The organism is Mycobacterium sp. NGS64 (assembly GCF_059812245.1).
On sequence record NZ_JCALCI010000001.1, the window covers coordinates 1124960 to 1142517 of the forward strand.

Consider the following 17558-nt stretch of genomic DNA (forward strand, 5'->3'; position numbering starts at 1 on the left):
CTCTCCGTCCCGCGGGGTAGATTGGCCGCGTGCCGATCGCCACCCCCTACGAGGACCTGCTTCGCGTGGTGCTCGACCGGGGCGCCGCCAAATCCGACCGCACCGGCACGGGGACCCGCAGCCTGTTCGGCCAGCAGTTGCGCTACGACCTGTCGGCCGGCTTCCCGCTGCTGACCACCAAGAAGGTGCATTTCAAGTCGGTGGTCTACGAGTTGCTGTGGTTTCTGCGCGGCGACTCCAACGTCGCCTGGCTGCACGAGCACGGCGTCACCATCTGGGACGAATGGGCAAGCGAGACAGGCGATCTCGGGCCCATCTACGGCGTGCAGTGGCGGTCCTGGCCGACGCCGACCGGAGAGCACGTCGACCAGATCAGCGCGGCACTGGAGCTGCTGCGCACCGACCCGGATTCGCGGCGCATCATCGTCTCGGCGTGGAACGTCGGCGAGATTCCGCAGATGGCGTTGGCGCCGTGCCACGCGCTGTTCCAGTTCTACGTCGCCGACGGGCGGCTGAGCTGCCAGCTCTACCAGCGCAGCGCCGACCTGTTCCTCGGGGTTCCGTTCAACATCGCCAGCTACGCGCTGCTCACCCACATGATGGCCGCCCAGGCCGGCCTCGCGGTCGGCGAGTTCGTGTGGACCGGCGGTGACTGCCACATCTACGACAACCACGTCGAACAGGTTCGGACCCAGCTCGCCCGCGAGCCGCGGCCATACCCGGAACTCGTTCTCGCGCACAGGGATTCGATCTTCGACTACACGTACGAAGACGTCGTCGTGAAGAACTACGATCCGCATCCGGCGATCAAAGCTCCCGTCGCGGTATGACGCGCGTATGACCCGCGCCGGCGACGATGCAGTGGGGGCACCTCCCGCTTGCGGGGGACGAAGCGATGATGTGGGGGTACCGCCCGCTTGCGGGGGAGAGCGGCGCACTTGCACCGTGGGTCTGGTCTGGGCTCAGTCGACGTCCGGTGTGATCGGGCGCGGCGGCGACATTCCGTGGCGGGTGCCCGAGGACCTGGCGCGCTTCAAAGAGGTGACCATGGGTCACACGGTGGTGATGGGGCGGCGGACGTGGGAGTCGCTGCCGGCGCGGGTGCGGCCGTTGCCGGGCCGGCGGAACGTCGTGCTGTCCCGGGACCCCGATTACGTGGCCGAGGGGGCCGAGGTGCTCGACTCGCTGGAGGCGGCGCTGACCGAGCCGCAGGCGTGGGTCATCGGCGGCGAGCAGATCTACCTGCTCGGGCTCCCGCTGGCCTCCCGCTGCGAGGTCACCGAGGTCGAAATCGACCTGCCGCGCGACGACGGCGACGCGCTGGCCCCGGTGCTCGACGAGTCGTGGTTGGGCGTGACGGGGGACTGGCAGGTCAGCCGCACGGGGCTGCGCTACCGGTTTCACACGTACCGTCGTCCGTAGGGGTCGCGCCCGCGGCGCCGCCCGCGTGACGGGCACGACCTGACATACTCGGGACTCGGGGGTCGGTCTCACGGGTCTATAACTGATTTCCAGTAAAGGGGGGAATTTGCAGTGATAACCGAACCCGCGAAGACGTTTCCGCGCGTGTTCAGGGGCTACGATGCGGCGGCGGTTGACGCGTCCATCGAGGCGCTGACCGCCAAGCAGCAGCTGCTGCTCAACGACGTCAGGAGCCTGGAGGCGCGACTGACCCAGGCCGGCGACGAAGCGGCGGCGCTGCGCAAGGAGGTCGCCGTCCTCACCGACACCTCACCGTCGCCCCACGCCATGCAACTGCGGATGGCCAACATGCTGCGACGCACGGTCGACGAGGTTTCCCAGCTGCAGGCCGAGGCGCGGGCCGAGGCGGACGCGCTGATCGCGTCGGCGGAGGCGGAGGCCGAGGAGTCCCGGCGCGAGCACGAGGAGCAGATGGCGCAGCTGACCGCGCGCCGGGAGGCCCTCGAGGCTGATTACGACGAAAAGAAGAAAAATCTCGAGGCCGAACTGGCCGAGATGCGTGACGAAACCGAACGGGCTATCGAGCAGGCGTGGCGCGATGCCCGCCGGGATGCCGATCACTACCGCGAGCAGGCCCGGCGGGCCGCGGACGAGGCCAGCCAGCAGCGAATCAAGATCCTCGAGCAGCTGGAGCGGGTCTATCGCGACCTGGAGCCCGTTCCGGCCGCCCTCGCGGCGGCGCGCCAGGAGCAGAAGGATTTGCCGGAGGCGAGCGTCGTCGTGCCGCTGGGCGAGAAAGTCGGCGCGGGCTGATCCCGCGGTAGCGTTGCCGCGTAGGGCGGCCAAAACGCGGTATTCTCGGCGCCGTGCCGATCGGGAAACGCACGCTTACCGCCGCCCAGGCTCGGCGCTTAGCCGTTGCGGCACAAGGGTTTAGCGAGCCGCGGCCCAAGGGCCCGGTCACCCGCGCGCATCTGAAGAGCCTGATCTCGAGAATCCAAGTGCTGCAGCTGGATTCGGTATCGGTGGCGGTGCGCGCCCATTACGCCCCGGTGTTCAGCCGGCTCGGGCCCTACGACCGCGACGTGCTGGACCGCGCCGCCTGGTCGCATTCGGCGCGCTCGCCGCGGTTGCTGGTCGAGTACTGGGCCCACGAGGCCGCGCTGATGGCCGTCGACGACTGGCCGCTGCTGCGGTGGCGGATGCGCCAATACCGGCACGGCCGCTGGGGCACCCACATCGTCAAGGCCAATCCCCAACTCGCCGAGGACATTCTCGCCGCCGTCGCCGAGCTGGGGCCCAGCACCGCCGGGCAGATCGAGGCGCACCTGGCCGCCGAGCCACGGCGAAAAAAAGGGACCTGGTGGACCCGCAGCGACACCAAGTGGGTCGCCGAGGCGCTGTTCGCTTCCGGCGCGCTCACCACGGCCACCCGGGTGGGCTTCGCCCGCCACTACGACCTGGTGGAGCGGGTGCTGCCGCACACCGTGCTGGCCCGCGAGGTCGACGACGACGAGGCCGTGCGCGAACTCACGCTGCGGGCCGCCACCGCGCTGGGCGTGGGCACCGAGGCCGACATCCGCGACTACTTCCGGCTGTCGGCCCAGCAGGTCAAGCCCGCGATCGCCGACCTGCTGGCCGCCGGTGAGATCGAGCGGGTCGACGTCGACGGCTGGTCGGCCCCGGCGTACCTGCGGGCGGGCCGGACGCTGCCGCGCTCCGATCGCGGGACCGCGCTGTTGTGCCCGTTCGACCCGTTGATCTTCTTCCGGCCCCGGGTGGAGCGGCTGTTCAACTTCCACTACCGCATCGAGATCTACACCCCGGCCGCCCAACGCAGGTACGGCTACTACGTGTGGCCGTTGCTGATGGACGGCCGGTTGGTCGCGCGGGTGGACCTCAAGGCCGACCGGGCCACCGACTCGCTGCGCGTGGTGGGCGCGTTCGCCGAGCGCGACGTGCCTCGGCCCGCCGTCGCCGACGCGCTGGCGGGCGAACTGAATTCGATGGCGTCGTGGCTGGGGCTGGGCGGGTTCAGCGTCGCCGGCCGCGGCGACCTGGCGGGCGAATTGCGCGCGGCGGCCAAGCGGGCCGGCTGATGAAAGCGCTCAAGGACACGCTCTGGAAGGCCGCGGAAAAACTGCGCGGGTCGGTCCCGGCCGGTGAATACAAGGACGTGATCCTCGGCCTGGTGTTCCTGCAACACGTCGCCGGTTCGCAGTGGCAAGCCCTGGTGGACAACACGACGTCACCGGACCTTGGCCGTCGCATCGACGACGCGATGGAGGCCGCCGCGATGCCCCGGCGCTACGTGAACCTCGACCAGCGCCGACTCGGTGAGCTGGTGGGTCTGCTCGACGGTGCGCGACGCGGCCGGGACATGCTGGGCGAGATATACGAGTACTTCCTGGGCAACTTCGCGCGCTCCGAGGGCAAGCGCGGCGGCGAATTCTTCACCCCGCCAAGCGTCGTGCGGGTCATGGTCGAGGTGCTCGAACCGTCCAGCGGCCGGGTGTACGACCCGTGCTGCGGTTCGGGCGGAATGTTCGTGCGCACCGAGCAATTCATCGCCGAGCGCGACGGCGATCCCGCGAAGGTCACCATCTACGGCCAGGAGAGCATCGAGCAGACCTGGCGGATGGCCAAGATGAACCTCGCCGTGCACGGCATCGACGACGCGGGCCTGGTCCGCGGCGACACGTTCGTTCGCGACCAGCACGCCGGCGTGCAGATGGACTACGTGATGGCCAATCCGCCGTTCAACATCAAGGACTGGGCCCGCGACGAACGAGACGCACGCTGGCGCTTCGGCGTTCCGCCCGCCGCCAATGCGAACTACGCCTGGATTCAGCACATCCTGTCCAAACTGGCCCCCCGCGGAAAGGCCGGCGTGGTGATGGCCAACGGGTCGATGTCGTCGAACACGCTCGGGGAGGGCGACATTCGGGCGCGGATCGTCGAGGCGGACCTGGTGTCGTGCATGGTGGCGCTGCCCGGGCAGCTGTTCCGCAGCACCGGAATTCCGGTGTGCCTGTGGTTCTTCGCGCTCGACAAGGGTGACCGAGCGGGCCAGGTGCTGTTCATCGACGCCCGCGCGCTCGGCTACCTGGTGGACCGCACGGAGCGCGCGCTGACCGACGAGGAGATCGTTCGCATCGGCGATACCTACCACGCTTGGTGTGGGTCGGAGTCCGCTACTGCCAAAGGTCTTGTCTACCAAGATGTCCCGGGTTTCTGCACATCCGCGTCGCTGGACGATATCCGGGCCGCGGGCTGTGCGCTCACGCCGGGACGCTATGTGGGCGCGCCCGAGTCCGACGACGACGGGGAGCCGCTCGACGCCAAGATCGCCCGGTTGACAGACGACCTGCTGGCGGCGCTCGACGAGTCCGCGCGGCTGGAGCGGATCGTGCGCGAGCAGGTGGAGCGGCTGCGGTGAAGGCCAGGCTGGGCGACCACCTCGACTTCAGCAACGGGACCAGCTCTCCGGCGCGAACCCCGGACGGCCCCTTTCGCGTTTACGGCTCCAACGGGCCGATCGGCTATGCGGCGCAATGCAATGCGGCCGGCCCCCTGATCGTGCTGGGGCGCGTCGGATCGTACTGCGGCAGCCTGCGGTACTGCGATTCCGACGTCTGGGTCACCGACAATGCGCTGGTGTGCCGGGCCAAGGACCCAGGGGAGACGCGGTACTGGTATTACGCGCTGCAGACCTGCGGGCTCAACGGACACCGGGGCGGATCGGGACAGCCGCTGCTCAACCAGACGATCCTGCGTGAGGTTTGCGTCTGGACCGTCGCGGCCCCGCAGCGCCGCCGCATCGCCGAGGTGCTCGGCGCCGTCGACGACAAGATCGCCGCCAATCAACGCGTGATCGACGCCGCGGAGAGCCTGATGGTCGCCACCGCCGAGTCGGTCTCCGAACGCGTGCCGCTGTGCGCCCTCGCCGGCCGGTCGACGGAACTCCTCGGTCCGCCCGGGTTCGACGACGTGGTGGCCCACTTCAGCCTCCCGGCGTTCGACGACGGCGCGAAACCCCGGCTGGTCGCCGGGGAAGGCGTGAAGAGCGTCAAGTTCGTCCTGTCCGAGCCGTGCGTGCTGTTCGCGAAGCTCAATCCCAGGATTCCGCGCGTCTGGAACGTGGTGGGCCTGCCCCGGCAAATGGCTTTGGCCAGCACGGAGTTCGTCGTGTTGCGTCCCGTCGGCGTCGACACGTCGGCGCTGTGGGCGGCTTTGCGGCAGCCCGACGTCGTCGCGACGTTGCAGCGGCGGGCCGCCGGGACGTCGGGGAGCCACCAGCGCGTCCAACCGCGCGACCTGCTCGAGGTTCCGGTCCGCGACGTCCGGCGCCTGGCGCCCGCGGCGGCGCGGACGCTCACCGGACTGGGCGCGCTGTGTCACGCGCGCCGCGCGGAATCCGTGCGGTTGTCCGCCTTCCGCGACGCGCTGCTGCCGCTGCTGATATCCGGCGAACTCGCGGTGGGCCCGGTCTAGCGCCGAAACTGCGCTCAGAGCGCCCGATCGGGCCCGAAAGACGCGCTGAGCGCAGACTCGGCGCGCCCAACGATCGCCCAACGATAAGGTGGGCGCCGTGGCCGAGACCGCGCCGCTGCGCGTGCAACTGATCGCCAAGACGGAGTTCCTGGCGCCGCCGGACGTGCCCTGGACGACCGACGCCGAGGGCGGCCCCGCGCTGGTCGAGTTCGCCGGGCGGGCCTGCTATCAGAGCTGGTCGAAGCCCAACCCGAAGACGGCGACCAACGCCGGTTACATCGGGCACATCATCGACGTCGGCCACTTTTCGGTGCTCGAGCATGCCAGCGTCTCGTTCTACATCACCGGCATCTCGCGATCCTGCACCCACGAGCTGATCCGGCACCGGCACTTCTCCTACTCGCAGCTGTCGCAACGCTATGTGCCGGAGGGGGACTCGCGCGTCGTCGTCCCGCCGGGCATGGACGACGACCCCGAGCTGCAGGAGATCCTCGTCAAGGCCGCCGACGCCAGCCGCGCCACCTACGCCGAGCTGTTGGCGAAACTGGAAGCCAAGTTCGCCGACCAGCCGAGCGCGGTATTACGCCGCAAACAGGCGCGCCAGGCCGCCCGCGCGGTGCTGCCCAACGCGACCGAGACCCGCATCGTCGTCACCGGGAACTACCGCGCGTGGCGACACTTCATCGCCATGCGCGCCAGCGAGCACGCCGACGTGGAAATCCGGCGCCTGGCCATCGAGTGCCTGCGCCAGCTCGTCGGCGTGGCGCCCGCGGTGTTCGCCGACTTCGAGGTGTCCACCCTGGCCGACGGCACCGAAGTCGCCACCAGCCCTCTGGCCACCGAAGCCTGAGGCGGCGCAGCCGGGGAAGGCTGAGGCGGCAATCCGGCCTGAGCCCACCGAAGCCTGAGGCGGCGCAGCCGGGGAAGGCTGAGGCGGCAATCCGGCCTGAGCCCACCGAAGCCTGAGCCGCGCGGCTGCTAATTGCGTTTGGTACCGCCAGGTAACCTGAAGACCGTGAGCACCGTCGGATTCGACGCCCCCGCCCGGTTGGGAACCCTGCTGACGGCGATGGTGACGCCGTTCGCCGCTGACGGCGCGCTGGACGCCAAGGCCGCGGCGCACCTGGCAAACCACCTGGTGGACGGGGGGTGCGACGGCCTGGTGGTCTCCGGGACCACCGGCGAGTCGCCGACCACCACCGACGACGAGAAACTCGAGCTGCTGCGCGTCGTGCTGGAGGCGGTGGGCGACCGGGCCCGCGTCATCGCCGGCGCCGGCACCTATGACACGGCTCACAGCGTCCGGCTGGCGAGGGCCTGCGCGGCCGAGGGCGCGCACGGGCTGCTGGTCGTCACGCCGTACTACTCGAAGCCGCCGCAGAGCGGGCTGATCGCGCATTTCACCGCCGTCGCCGACGCGACCGAGCTTCCGGTGCTGCTCTACGACATCCCGCCCCGCTCGGTGATACCGATCCAGACCGAGACCATCCACGCGCTGGCCGCCCACCCGAACATCGTCGGGATCAAGGACGCCAAGGGCGACCTGCACAGCGGCGGACAGATCATCGCCGAAACCGGGCTGGCCTACTACTCCGGCGACGACGCGCTGAACCTGCCGTGGCTGGCCATGGGCGCCACCGGCTTCATCAGCGTGATCTCGCACGTCGCGGCGGGCCAGCTGCGGGAGTTGTTGTCCGCCTTCGCCTCCGGCGACATGGCGACCGCCCGCAAGATCAACGTCGGCCTCGCCCCGCTGTGCAACGCCATGGCCAGGCTCGGCGGGGTGACCATGTCGAAGGCGGGTCTGCGCCTGCAGGGCATCGAGGTCGGCGACCCCCGGTTGCCGCAGATGCCGGCGACGCCGGAGCAGATCGAGGCGCTGGCCGCCGACATGCGCGCGGCCTCGGTTCTCAGGTGAATCAGACGTGAACGAGGAACTCGCCCCACCGGGTCCCCTGGCTCCGGGCGGGTTGCGGGTCACCGCGCTGGGCGGCATCAGCGAAATCGGCCGCAACATGACGGTTTTCGAGCACCTGGGCCGGCTGCTGATCATCGACTGCGGGGTGATGTTCCCCACCCACGACGAGCCCGGCGTCGACCTGATCCTGCCGGACTTGCGCCACATCGAGGACCGCCTCGAGGACATCGAGGCGCTGGTGCTCACCCACGCGCACGAGGACCACATCGGGGCGATCCCGTTCCTGCTCAAGCTGCGCCCCGACATCCCGGTCGTCGGTTCGAAGTTCACCCTCGCGCTGGTCGCCGCCAAATGTCGCGAGCACCGCATCAAGCCGGTCTTCGTCGAGGTCACCGAGGGGCAGCGCAGCACGCACGGCGTCTTCCAGTGCCAGTACTTCGCGGTCAACCACTCCATCCCCGACGCCCTGGCCATCGCCGTGCACACCGGCGCCGGAACCGTGCTGCACACCGGCGACATCAAGCTCGACCAGCTGCCGCTCGACGGCCGGCCCACCGACCTGCCCGGCATGTCCCGGCTGGGCGACGCGGGCGTGGACCTGTTCCTGTGCGACTCGACGAATTCGGAGATCCCGGGCGTCGGCCCGTCGGAAAGCGAGGTGGGCCCGACGCTGCACCGGCTGATCCGGGGCGCCGACGGCCGCGTGATCGTGGCGTGCTTCGCCTCCAACGTGGACCGGGTGCAGCAGATCATCGACGCCGCAGTGGCTTTGGGCCGGCGGGTGTCGTTCGTCGGGCGCTCCATGGTGCGCAACATGGGCATCGCCCGGGAGCTGGGTTTCCTGCGCGTGGACGACTCCGACCTGATCGACATCTCCGCCGCCGAGATGATGGCGCCCGAGCGGGTCGTCCTGATCACCACCGGCACCCAGGGCGAACCGATGTCGGCGCTGTCGCGGATGTCGCGCGGCGAGCACCGCAGCATCACGCTGACGCCCGAGGACCTGGTCATCCTGTCGTCGTCGCTGATCCCCGGCAACGAGGAGGCGGTGTACGGCGTCATCGACGAGCTGGCCAAGATCGGCGCCCGCGTCGTCACCAACCAGCAAGTGCGCGTTCACGTTTCCGGCCACGCGTACGCGGGCGAGCTGCTCTTCCTCTACAACGGGGTGCGGCCGCGCAACGTGATGCCGGTGCACGGCACCTGGCGGATGCTGCGCGCCAACGCCAAGCTCGCGGCGCGCGCCGGGGTGCCCCAGGACTCAATCCTGTTGGCGGAGAACGGGGTCAGCGTCGACCTGATGGCCGGCAAGGCCACGATCGCCGGGGCCGTGCCGGTGGGCAAGATGTTCGTCGACGGGCTGATCACCGGCGACGTCGGCGACATCACCCTGGGCGAGCGGCTCATCCTGTCGTCCGGATTCGTCGCGGCGATCGTGGTGGTGCAGCGCGGCACTGGGCGTCCGGCCGCCGCGCCGCAATTGATTTCGCGTGGCTTCTCCGAAGACCCCAAGGCGCTCGAGCCGGCCGTGCGCAAGGTCGAAGCGGAGCTGGAGCAGCTGGCCGCCGACAACGTGACCGATCCCGTCCGCATCGCCCAGGGCGTGCGCCGCACGGTCGGCAAGTGGGTGGGCGAAACTTACCGTCGGCAGCCGATGATCGTGCCGACCGTCATCGAGGTCTAGCTAGCGCTTCTCGGCGTACGCCGACCATTCCAGCTGCGAGGCACCGAGTTTGCGGCCGGCGGGCCGCACGTAGCGCGCCACCAGCTCGTCGGGGCCGGCCTGCTCCACCAGCCGCCAGCCGTATTCGCCGATAAACCCGGCAACCTCGTCGGGGTCCAGGCCGAAGTGCCACAGCTGGTGACGCTCGCGGACGTTGCGGTACAGCGTGCGGGTGCCGTACCGATTGCTGCCGTCGATGAAATCCCGCCGGACATAAGTGAATACGATCCGGCTGCCGGGCGCGGCCGCGCGCAGTCCCTCCAGGGTGCGCCGGACGCCGTCCTCGGTCAGGTACTGGGTGACGCCTTCCCACACGAAGAACGCCCGATAGTCGGGGCGGTAGCCGTGCTCGGCCAACGAGGTGAGCAGGTCGTCGCGCTCGAAGTCCAGCGCCACCAACCGAACCGACAGCGGCGGCTCACCGAGCACCCGGCGCACCGTCTTGGCCTTGCGCGCGATGTTGACCGGCAGGTCCACCTCGAAGATCGGGATGCGCGCCCGGCGGGTCAGCCGGTAGGCCAGCGTGTCCAGGCCCGCCCCGAGGATGACGACGGCGTCGACGTCGCCCAGCGCCGCCGCGATCTTGTCGTCGATGAAGCGCTTGCGGCAGGCCAGATTCGCCCACAGCCCGGGCCCGGTGAACTCCGAGCCGCGGATCATCAGGCGGCGGGCCGGACCCCAGCGCGTGGCGCCGGCGAGCAATCGCAGCGGGCGCGGCAGGAACAGTTCCGCGAGGTCGTCGTCCACCAGCCGGTGCCCGGCCGGCTCGTGGTGTTCGACGGCGGCCAGCACCATGGGGCCGAACGCCGTCTGCGCCGCGGGATTTCGCGCCATGGGCGACTACTTGTTCAAGAAGCCCGCATCGACGGGCAGGGTGACGCCGGTGATGTAGCGGGCCTGGTCGGAGACCAGCCACGCCACCGCGTTGGCGATGTCCTCGGCCTGCAGCACTTCCACCGGTAGCGCGTTGCCCAGGCTGCGCGGCTGGTCGGTCTGGGACGCCATCTTGGCGAGCCACTCCCGAGTGAACTCGTTATTGATCATCGGGGTTTCGACACCCGTCGGATGGATCGAGTTGACCCGGATGTTTTGACCCGCAAGCAGATTCGCGTATACCCGCATCAACCCCACCACGCCGTGCTTGGCGGCCGCGTAGCCGACGGAGCCGGCGTCGGGACTGCCCACCCCGGCCAGCCCGGCGGCCGAACTGATCAGCACGATCGACCCGCCGCTGCCCTGCTTGACCATGGGCGATATCGCGACCTTGATCGTGTTGTAGACGCCGGTGAGGTTGACGTCGATGACGTCGCGCCAGCCCTCGTCACCCGATGCCATCGGGGCGATGCCGGCGTTGGCGACCACGATGTCCAGCCGGTCGAATTCGTCGAGGCCGGCCCGCACCGCGGCGGAAAGCGATTCACGGTCGCGGACATCGGCCTGCTTGGCGACGATGCGGGCGCCGGCGTCCTCGACGAGCTTGACGGTCGCCGCCAGGTCCTCCGGGGTGGCCAGGGGATAGGGGACGCTGGCGATCTGCGCGCACAGGTCGACCGCGATGATGTTCGCGCCGTCGGTGGCCAGCCGCACCGCGTGTGCGCGGCCCTGGCCGCGGGCGGCCCCGGTGATCAGCGCGACTTTTCCTTGCAGCGGGGCGTTACCACTCACGCGCGCAGCTGTCCCTTGTCCGGGTCGCCGGCGGGAACCGGCTGCAGCATCTTGATGTCCGGCGCGCCGGCCAGGTGCTCGCCGGCCGCCGTGAACAGCTTGGTGATCGCCGGGGCGGTGCTGTGCACCTTGAGTGCTTCCTCGTCGGCCCACTGCTCGACGAAGACGAAGGTCTCGCCGGTCTGGTGCAGCGAATACAGCTGGCAGCCGGGCTCCTCGTGCACTTCCGATACCGCGGTGGTCAGGATGTCGCGGACGGTGTCGACCGATTCGGGTTTGACGGTCATGGTGGCGACGACGACGACGGGCATGCTCAGGGCCTCCTGGGGGTGAGAGGGGTGGGTGACGGCATGACGTAGATCACCGCTAGCCACCCTACCCAGGCCCGATCGGCGGCAGCGGCCGCCCGGCGATGGTTACCAGTGTGGCGGGTGGTGTAGATGAGGCTTTTGCGACTACTCTGAGTGTCATGCCAAGTAAGACCGCCGCCCGCTCCGGAGCCCGAACGAGCAGGTCAAAGGCACCGTCGCGGGGGAGGTCCCGAAGCGCGCGCCCGGCGGCGCCCCGCAAGAAAGCGGGCAGGCCCGCCAAGCGCCGCAACTCCTCGCTGCTGGTCGCCACGGGGCTGACCTGTGGCCGCGCCATGCGCGCCACCTGGCTGATGGCCGCCCGCGGCACCGGCGGCGCCGCGCGCTCCATCGGGCGCGCCCGCGACATCGATCCCGGGCACCGCCGCGACGGGATCGCGCTGGTGCTGCTCGGCGTCGCCGTCGTGGTCGCCGCGAGCTCGTGGTTCGACGCCGCCCGCCCGGTCGGCGCGTGGGTCGACACGCTGCTGCGGACCTTCATCGGCTCGGGCGTCCTGGCGCTGCCGGTGGTCGCCGCCGCGGTGGCGGTCACGCTGATGCGGACCGAGCCCAATCCCGAGGCGCGCCCGCGGCTCATCCTGGGCGGCAGCCTGATCGCCCTGTCGGCCCTCGGCCTGCGTCACCTGTGGTCCGGCTCGCCGGAAGACCCCGAATTGCGCCGCCGCGCAGCGGGATTCATCGGTTTCGCCATCGGCGGGCCGCTGTCGGACGGCTTGACGCCGTGGATCGCTGCGCCGCTGTTGTTCATCGGCTTCATGTTCGGGCTGCTGCTGCTCACCGGGACCACGATCCGCGAGGTGCCCGACGTGGTGCGTTCCATGTTCGGCGGCCGGCTGCTCGGCGACGACGACATCGCCTACGACTACGCGGACGAGTTCGACGACGACGATCAGCCCCGCGACGACTTCTCCGACGCCTATTACGACGAGTCCCCGGAACCGGAACCGCAGGCGTGGCCGTCGGCCGCCGCCGCGCCGGCCAGTCTCGACGAACCGATCGCGGACGACACGCCCACCATCCCCGAACCCGGGCGAAGCCGCCGTCGCACCAAGAAGCCGGAACCGCTGGTGGTGGACCGGGTGGTCGAGGGGCCCTACACGCTGCCGGCGCTGAGCCTGCTGATCGCCGGTGATCCGCCCAAGAAGCGCAGCGCCGCCAACAATGTCATGGCCGACGCCATCAGCGAGGTGCTCAACCAGTTCAAGGTCGACGCCGCCGTCACCGGCTGCACCCGCGGACCCACCGTGACCCGCTACGAGGTCGAGCTGGGCCCCGGGGTGAAGGTCGAGAAGATCACCGCGCTGCAGAAGAACATCGCCTACGCGGTGGCCACCGAAAGCGTCCGGATGCTGGCCCCGATCCCCGGCAAGTCCGCCGTCGGCATCGAGGTGCCCAACACCGACCGGGAGATGGTGCGGCTGGCCGACGTGCTCACCGCGCCGTCGACCCGCCGCGACCACCACCCGCTGGTGATCGGGCTGGGCAAGGACATCGAGGGCGACTTCATCTCGGCCAACCTGGCCAAGATGCCGCACCTGCTGGTCGCCGGTTCCACCGGATCCGGCAAGTCCAGCTTCGTGAACTCGATGCTGGTGTCGCTGCTGACCAGGGCCACCCCGGAAGAGGTCAGGATGATCCTGATCGACCCGAAGATGGTGGAACTCACGCCGTACGAAGGCATTCCGCACCTGATCACCCCGATCATCACCCAGCCGAAGAAGGCGGCGGCCGCGCTGGCCTGGCTGGTCGAGGAGATGGAACAGCGCTACCAGGACATGCAGGCCTCCCGGGTGCGCCACATCGACGACTTCAACGCCAAGGTGCGCTCCGGCGCGATCACCGCGCCGCTGGGCAGCCAGCGCGAATACCGGCCCTACCCGTATGTGGTGGCGATCGTCGACGAGCTGGCCGACCTGATGATGACCGCGCCGCGCGACGTCGAGGACGCCATCGTGCGGATCACCCAGAAGGCCCGTGCCGCGGGCATTCACCTGGTGCTGGCTACCCAGCGCCCGTCGGTCGACGTCGTCACCGGCCTGATCAAGACCAACGTGCCGTCCCGGCTGGCGTTCGCGACGTCGTCGCTCACGGACAGCCGGGTGATCCTGGACCAGGCCGGCGCGGAGAAGCTGATCGGCATGGGCGACGCGCTGTTCCTGCCGATGGGCGCCAGCAAGACGGTCCGGCTGCAGGGCGCCTTCATCACCGACGACGAGATCCACGCCGTGGTCAACGCCTGCAAGGACCAGGCCGAGCCCGAATACACCGAGGGCGTTACCACCGCCAAGACGACCAGCGACCGCACCGACGTCGACCCCGACATCGGCGACGACATGGACCTGTTCCTGCAGGCCGTCGAGCTGGTGGTGTCCAGTCAGTTCGGCTCCACCTCGATGCTGCAGCGCAAGCTGCGGGTCGGCTTCGCCAAGGCCGGCCGGCTGATGGACCTGATGGAGACCCGCGGCATCGTCGGGCCGTCCGAGGGCTCCAAGGCGCGCGACGTGCTGGTCAAGCCCGACGAGCTGGCGGCGACGCTGGCCGCGATCCGTGGCCTGGACGGCGGCTCCGGCGACGAGGCCGGCGACTAAAGCACCAACAGCATTCGGGAGTTGCCCAGGATGTTGGGTTTGACGTAGCTCAGGTCCAGGAACTCGGCGACACCGATGTCGTAGGAGCGGCACATCTCCTCGTAGACCTCGGCGGTGACCGGCGTGCCCTCGATCTCGGTGAACCCGTGCCGGCCGAAGAACTCGGTCTCGAACGTCAGCACGAACAGCCGCTGCAGCTGCAGCTCGCGCGCGACCTCCAGCAGTCGGTTGACGATCGCGTGGCCGATGCCCTGCCCGGTCACCGACGGGTCGACGGCGACGGTGCGGATCTCGCCGAGGTCTGACCACAGCACGTGCAGCGCCCCGCAGCCGACCACCTTGCCGTCGGCGTCCTCGGCCACCCAGAACTCCTGGACGGCCTCGTACAGCGTCACCAGGTTCTTTTCCAGCAGGATGCGCCCGGCGTAGGTGTCGACGAGCTGTTTGATCGCGGGAACGTCCGACGTTCGCGCGCGTCGGACCACGGGCAAGCGGTCGCGTGAGCTTTCGGTCACGGGTAACAGTATCGGCAACGGCGAAGGGAGCGCTGGTCAACGGTTATTCTGATGCCGTGTCGGCACAGCCTGAAGCGTCCGGAATGGCTGGCCGTGCCCGCATCGCCAACCTCGCCAACGTCCTGACGCTGCTCCGGCTGGTGCTGGTGCCCATCTTCCTGTTCGCGTTGTTCACCGGCGACGGTCACCAAATCGTCGGGCGCATAGTCGCTTTCGTGATTTTCGCCGTCGCCTGCCTGACCGACCGGTTCGACGGTTTGTTGGCCCGCAACTACGGGATGGCCACCGAATTCGGCGCGTTCGTCGATCCGATCGCGGACAAGGCGCTGATCGGGTCGGCGCTGATCGGCCTGTCGATGCTGGGCGACCTGGCGTGGTGGGTCACTGTGGTGATCATGGCCCGCGAGGTCGTGGTCACGCTGCTGCGGCTGGCCGTGATCCGCCGCGGCGTCATCCCGGCGAGCTGGGGCGGCAAGCTCAAGACGGTGGTTCAGGCGCTGGCGATCGGCCTGTTCGTGCTCCCGCTGACGGGACCGTTCCGGGTGGTGGCGGCGGTGGTAATGGGCATCGCGATCGTGCTCACGGTGGTGACCGGCATCGACTACGTCGCCGGGACGATCAGGACCGTCAGGCGAGTTCGCCAGACGACCGGCTGAACGGGAACCAGGCCGCCCTCGGCGGCGTTGACCCTTATGAGTGCCTGCTGAATGGTGTCTGTTTTTTGTGCTGAGCAGGGCTGACTGGACGAAGGAGGGCGGGATGCCGCCATTGATGCGCGAGGTCATCGGCGACGTGTTGCGTCGGGCCAGGACGTCACAGGGCCGGACGCTGCGGGAGGTCTCGGATTCGGCACGGGTGAGCCTCGGATATCTCTCAGAGGTGGAGCGCGGCCGCAAGGAGCCGTCCAGCGAGCTGCTCAACGCGATCTGCGACGCACTGCAGGTGCCGCTGTCGGCGGTCCTCACCGGCGCCGGGGAGCGGATGGCCAGTGCGGAACACGCGGCCCACAGCGCCGCGACCGCCGGGGCGAGCAGCACCATCGACGCCAGCACCAAGGTCGTCATCCCGCCGGTGGCCTCGCTGGCCGTGGCCTGAGCGCGAACGCTTGCCACGGCGGCGGATCCCGCGTCAGGGGTGGGGCGATCGTCGCCGACCCATTAAATTGAGCGGCAGGGCGCCTGCCCGGCATACGAGAAGCGAAGGTGGAGCTGACTGATGGCCAATCCGTTCGTCAAGGCGTGGAAATACCTCATGGCGCTGTTCAACGCCAAGATTGACGAGCACGCCGACCCCAAAGTGCAGATCCAGCAGGCCATCGAGGAGGCGCAGCGCCAGCACCAGGCGCTGACCCAGCAGGCGGCGCAGGTGATCGGCAACCAGCGCCAACTCGAGATGCGGCTCAACCGGCAGCTGGCGGACATCGAAAAGCTTCAGGTCAACGTGCGCCAGGCGCTGACGCTCGCCGACCAGGCCACCGCCGCGGGCGACGCCGCCAAGGCCACCGAGTACAACAACGCCGCCGAGGCGTTCGCGGCACAGCTGGTGACCGCCGAGCAGAGCGTCGAAGACCTCAAGACGCTGCACGACCAGGCGCTGTCCGCCGCGTCCCAGGCCAAGAAGGCCGTCGAACAGAACTCGATGGTCCTGCAGCAGAAGATCGCCGAGCGCACCAAGCTGCTCAGCCAGCTCGAGCAGGCGAAGATGCAGGAACAGGTCAGCGCGTCGCTGCGGTCGATGAGCGAGATCGCCGCCCCCGGCACCACCCCGAACCTCGACGAGGTGCGCGAGAAGATCGAACGCCGCTACGCCAACGCGATCGGGTCGGCCGAACTCGCCCAGGGCTCCGTGCAGGGCCGGATGCTCGAGGTCGAGCAGGCCGGCATCCAGATGGCGGGCCATTCCCGGCTCGAGCAGATCCGCGCGTCGATGCGCGGCGACGCCCTGCCGGCGGGTGGGACGCCCGCGGCCGGGGCCACACCGGCGCCCGCCGAGAGCGCCGGCGGTCAGGTCGCCGAGAAGCCCTTTGGTCAGTAACGCCGCGGACGGTTCGCGATGGCGGTGAAGGCGGCTCAGCGCTCGCCATGGCGGGCGGCGTTGCAACGCGGATTGGACACCGCCGCCGACCTTTCCGACTTCGTGGCCCAGAAGATCAGCGCCGCCGCCGATCCGCGGGCGCGGTTGCTGCGCCGCCGCCGCAGGGCGCTGCGGTGGGGTGTGATCTTCGGCGTCGGCTGCCTGTTTTGGATCGTGGTGACCGGCGTGCTGGCGGCGTGGGGCTGGTTCGCGCTGCTGCTGGAGGTCACCGGCGCCATCGCGGTCGTGCTGGCGATCCCGGCGACGCTGTTGCTGCTGCGGTACCGGTGGCTGCGCGCCGAGCCGCTGCCGGCGCAGCGGCCCGCCAACACCCGCCGGCTGCCGCCGCCGGGCTCCGCCGCCCGGCCGGCGATGTACGCGCTGGGCGCCTCCGAGCGTGGGTTCTTCTCGCTGTTGGGCGTGATCGAGCGCGGCGCCATGCTGCCGACCGACGAGATCCGTGATCTGACCGCCGCGGCCCGCAAGACCTCGGCGGCGATGGCGGCCACCGCGGCCGAGGTGGTGTCGATGGAGCGGGCGGCACAGTACGCCGAGTCGTCGCGGTCGTATCTGGTGCCCACCATCAACGCGTTCACCGCGCAGTTGAGCGCCGGCGTGCGTCAGTACAACGAAATGGTCACCGCCGCAGCGCAATTGGTGTCGTCGGCGAACAGCGACGGCGCCGGTGCGGCGCACCAGCGCTACCGCGAGGAGCTGGTCGGCGCGACCGATCGGCTGCTGGGTTGGGCGCAGGCGTTCGACGAGCTGGGCGGCTTGCCGAAGGCCTGAACG

The 17558-nt window shown here is 69.6% G+C and carries 18 protein-coding genes; 14 read left to right on the plus strand and 4 right to left on the minus strand.

Going from position 1 to position 17558, the window contains the following annotated elements:
* The first annotated feature begins 29 nt into the window (after positions 1-29).
* The 9 genes from AC5Y4S_RS05620 (at position 30) to AC5Y4S_RS05660 (ending at position 9518) form a co-directional block, all read left to right on the plus strand.
* A complete protein-coding gene (locus AC5Y4S_RS05620; protein WP_500030831.1) occupies positions 30-830 on the plus strand; it encodes a thymidylate synthase in 801 nt (266 codons plus the stop codon).
* A gap of 115 nt (positions 831-945) precedes the next feature.
* Positions 946-1422, plus strand: a complete 477-nt coding sequence (locus AC5Y4S_RS05625; protein ID WP_500030835.1) for a dihydrofolate reductase — start codon at positions 946-948, stop codon at positions 1420-1422.
* 111 nt (positions 1423-1533) lie between these two features.
* On the plus strand, positions 1534-2235 hold the full coding sequence (locus AC5Y4S_RS05630) for a cell division protein DivIVA (RefSeq protein ID WP_500030837.1): 702 nt from the start codon (positions 1534-1536) through the stop codon (positions 2233-2235).
* 59 nt (positions 2236-2294) lie between these two features.
* A complete protein-coding gene (locus AC5Y4S_RS05635) occupies positions 2295-3521 on the plus strand; it encodes a winged helix-turn-helix domain-containing protein (RefSeq protein WP_500032175.1) in 1227 nt (408 codons plus the stop codon).
* A complete protein-coding gene (locus AC5Y4S_RS05640; RefSeq protein ID WP_500030840.1) occupies positions 3521-4861 on the plus strand; it encodes a type I restriction-modification system subunit M in 1341 nt (446 codons plus the stop codon). Before AC5Y4S_RS05635 ends, AC5Y4S_RS05640 begins: the two co-directional genes overlap by 1 nt.
* Positions 4858-5916, plus strand: a complete 1059-nt coding sequence (locus AC5Y4S_RS05645) for a restriction endonuclease subunit S (RefSeq protein ID WP_500030845.1) — start codon at positions 4858-4860, stop codon at positions 5914-5916. Before AC5Y4S_RS05640 ends, AC5Y4S_RS05645 begins: the two co-directional genes overlap by 4 nt.
* A 97-nt stretch (positions 5917-6013) precedes the next feature.
* A complete protein-coding gene (gene thyX, locus AC5Y4S_RS05650; protein ID WP_500030850.1) occupies positions 6014-6766 on the plus strand; it encodes an FAD-dependent thymidylate synthase in 753 nt (250 codons plus the stop codon).
* Between the two features lie 165 nt (positions 6767-6931).
* On the plus strand, positions 6932-7834 hold the full coding sequence (gene dapA, locus AC5Y4S_RS05655; protein ID WP_500030855.1) for a 4-hydroxy-tetrahydrodipicolinate synthase: 903 nt from the start codon (positions 6932-6934) through the stop codon (positions 7832-7834).
* 7 nt (positions 7835-7841) lie between these two features.
* Positions 7842-9518 (plus strand): ribonuclease J, encoded by a 1677-nt coding sequence (locus tag AC5Y4S_RS05660; protein WP_500030859.1) that lies wholly within the window; start codon positions 7842-7844, stop codon positions 9516-9518.
* Here the strand turns inward: AC5Y4S_RS05660 and AC5Y4S_RS05665 are convergent, their stop codons facing one another.
* From AC5Y4S_RS05665 to AC5Y4S_RS05675, 3 genes are read right to left on the minus strand one after another with little or no spacing between them, the layout of a single operon-like run.
* Complete coding sequence (locus AC5Y4S_RS05665; RefSeq protein ID WP_500030861.1) at positions 9519-10391, minus strand: SAM-dependent methyltransferase; 873 nt, start codon at positions 10389-10391, stop codon at positions 9519-9521. It lies immediately after the preceding gene.
* A gap of 6 nt (positions 10392-10397) precedes the next feature.
* On the minus strand, positions 10398-11222 hold the full coding sequence (locus AC5Y4S_RS05670) for a mycofactocin-coupled SDR family oxidoreductase (protein ID WP_500030863.1): 825 nt from the start codon (positions 11220-11222) through the stop codon (positions 10398-10400).
* Positions 11219-11533: a putative quinol monooxygenase gene (locus AC5Y4S_RS05675; protein WP_068107211.1), complete on the minus strand. Its 315-nt coding sequence runs from the start codon at positions 11531-11533 to the stop codon at positions 11219-11221. The genes AC5Y4S_RS05670 and AC5Y4S_RS05675 overlap by 4 nt, the downstream gene beginning before the upstream one ends.
* A 101-nt stretch (positions 11534-11634) precedes the next feature.
* On the opposite strand from AC5Y4S_RS05675, the gene AC5Y4S_RS05680 reads away from it, so the two are divergent.
* Positions 11635-14178 (plus strand): DNA translocase FtsK, encoded by a 2544-nt coding sequence (locus tag AC5Y4S_RS05680; RefSeq protein WP_500030865.1) that lies wholly within the window; start codon positions 11635-11637, stop codon positions 14176-14178.
* Here the strand turns inward: AC5Y4S_RS05680 and AC5Y4S_RS05685 are convergent.
* Positions 14175-14693 carry an amino-acid N-acetyltransferase gene (locus tag AC5Y4S_RS05685; protein ID WP_500030867.1) on the minus strand — a complete coding sequence of 173 codons (519 nt, stop codon included), beginning with the start codon at positions 14691-14693 and terminating at the stop codon, positions 14175-14177. The two genes, AC5Y4S_RS05680 and AC5Y4S_RS05685, sit on opposite strands and share 4 nt — an antisense overlap.
* 83 nt (positions 14694-14776) lie before the next feature.
* Here AC5Y4S_RS05685 and pgsA point away from each other — a divergent pair, with 83 nt between their 5' ends.
* The 4 genes from pgsA (at position 14777) to pspM (ending at position 17555) form a co-directional block, all read left to right on the plus strand.
* Positions 14777-15349, plus strand: a complete 573-nt coding sequence (pgsA, locus tag AC5Y4S_RS05690; protein ID WP_085185463.1) for a CDP-diacylglycerol--glycerol-3-phosphate 3-phosphatidyltransferase — start codon at positions 14777-14779, stop codon at positions 15347-15349.
* A gap of 103 nt (positions 15350-15452) precedes the next feature.
* Entirely contained in the window at positions 15453-15788 is a 336-nt protein-coding gene (gene clgR / locus AC5Y4S_RS05695) for a transcriptional regulator ClgR (protein ID WP_068107218.1), read from the plus strand.
* A gap of 120 nt (positions 15789-15908) precedes the next feature.
* The gene (gene pspA / locus AC5Y4S_RS05700) at positions 15909-16727 is read left to right on the plus strand and encodes a phage shock protein PspA (protein ID WP_500030870.1); all 819 of its coding nucleotides are present in this window, start codon (positions 15909-15911) and stop codon (positions 16725-16727) included.
* A gap of 18 nt (positions 16728-16745) precedes the next feature.
* On the plus strand, positions 16746-17555 hold the full coding sequence (pspM, locus tag AC5Y4S_RS05705; RefSeq protein ID WP_500030872.1) for a phage shock envelope stress response protein PspM: 810 nt from the start codon (positions 16746-16748) through the stop codon (positions 17553-17555).
* Positions 17556-17558 lie beyond the last annotated feature (3 nt).

Excerpts from the sequence above, each read along its gene's own strand:
- AC5Y4S_RS05640 (WP_500030840.1), top strand. The coding sequence starts at position 3,521 with ATGAAAGCGCTCAAGGACACGCTCTGGAAGGCCGCGGAAAAACTGCGC.
- AC5Y4S_RS05665 (WP_500030861.1), bottom strand. The coding sequence starts at position 10,391 with ATGGCGCGAAATCCCGCGGCGCAGACGGCGTTCGGCCCCATGGTGCTG.
- AC5Y4S_RS05675 (WP_068107211.1), bottom strand. The coding sequence starts at position 11,533 with ATGCCCGTCGTCGTCGTCGCCACCATGACCGTCAAACCCGAATCGGTC.
- AC5Y4S_RS05680 (WP_500030865.1), top strand. The coding sequence starts at position 11,635 with ATGGTTACCAGTGTGGCGGGTGGTGTAGATGAGGCTTTTGCGACTACT.
- pgsA (WP_085185463.1), top strand. The coding sequence starts at position 14,777 with ATGGCTGGCCGTGCCCGCATCGCCAACCTCGCCAACGTCCTGACGCTG.
- clgR (WP_068107218.1), top strand. The coding sequence starts at position 15,453 with ATGCCGCCATTGATGCGCGAGGTCATCGGCGACGTGTTGCGTCGGGCC.
- pspA (WP_500030870.1), top strand. The coding sequence starts at position 15,909 with ATGGCCAATCCGTTCGTCAAGGCGTGGAAATACCTCATGGCGCTGTTC.
- pspM (WP_500030872.1), top strand. The coding sequence starts at position 16,746 with ATGGCGGTGAAGGCGGCTCAGCGCTCGCCATGGCGGGCGGCGTTGCAA.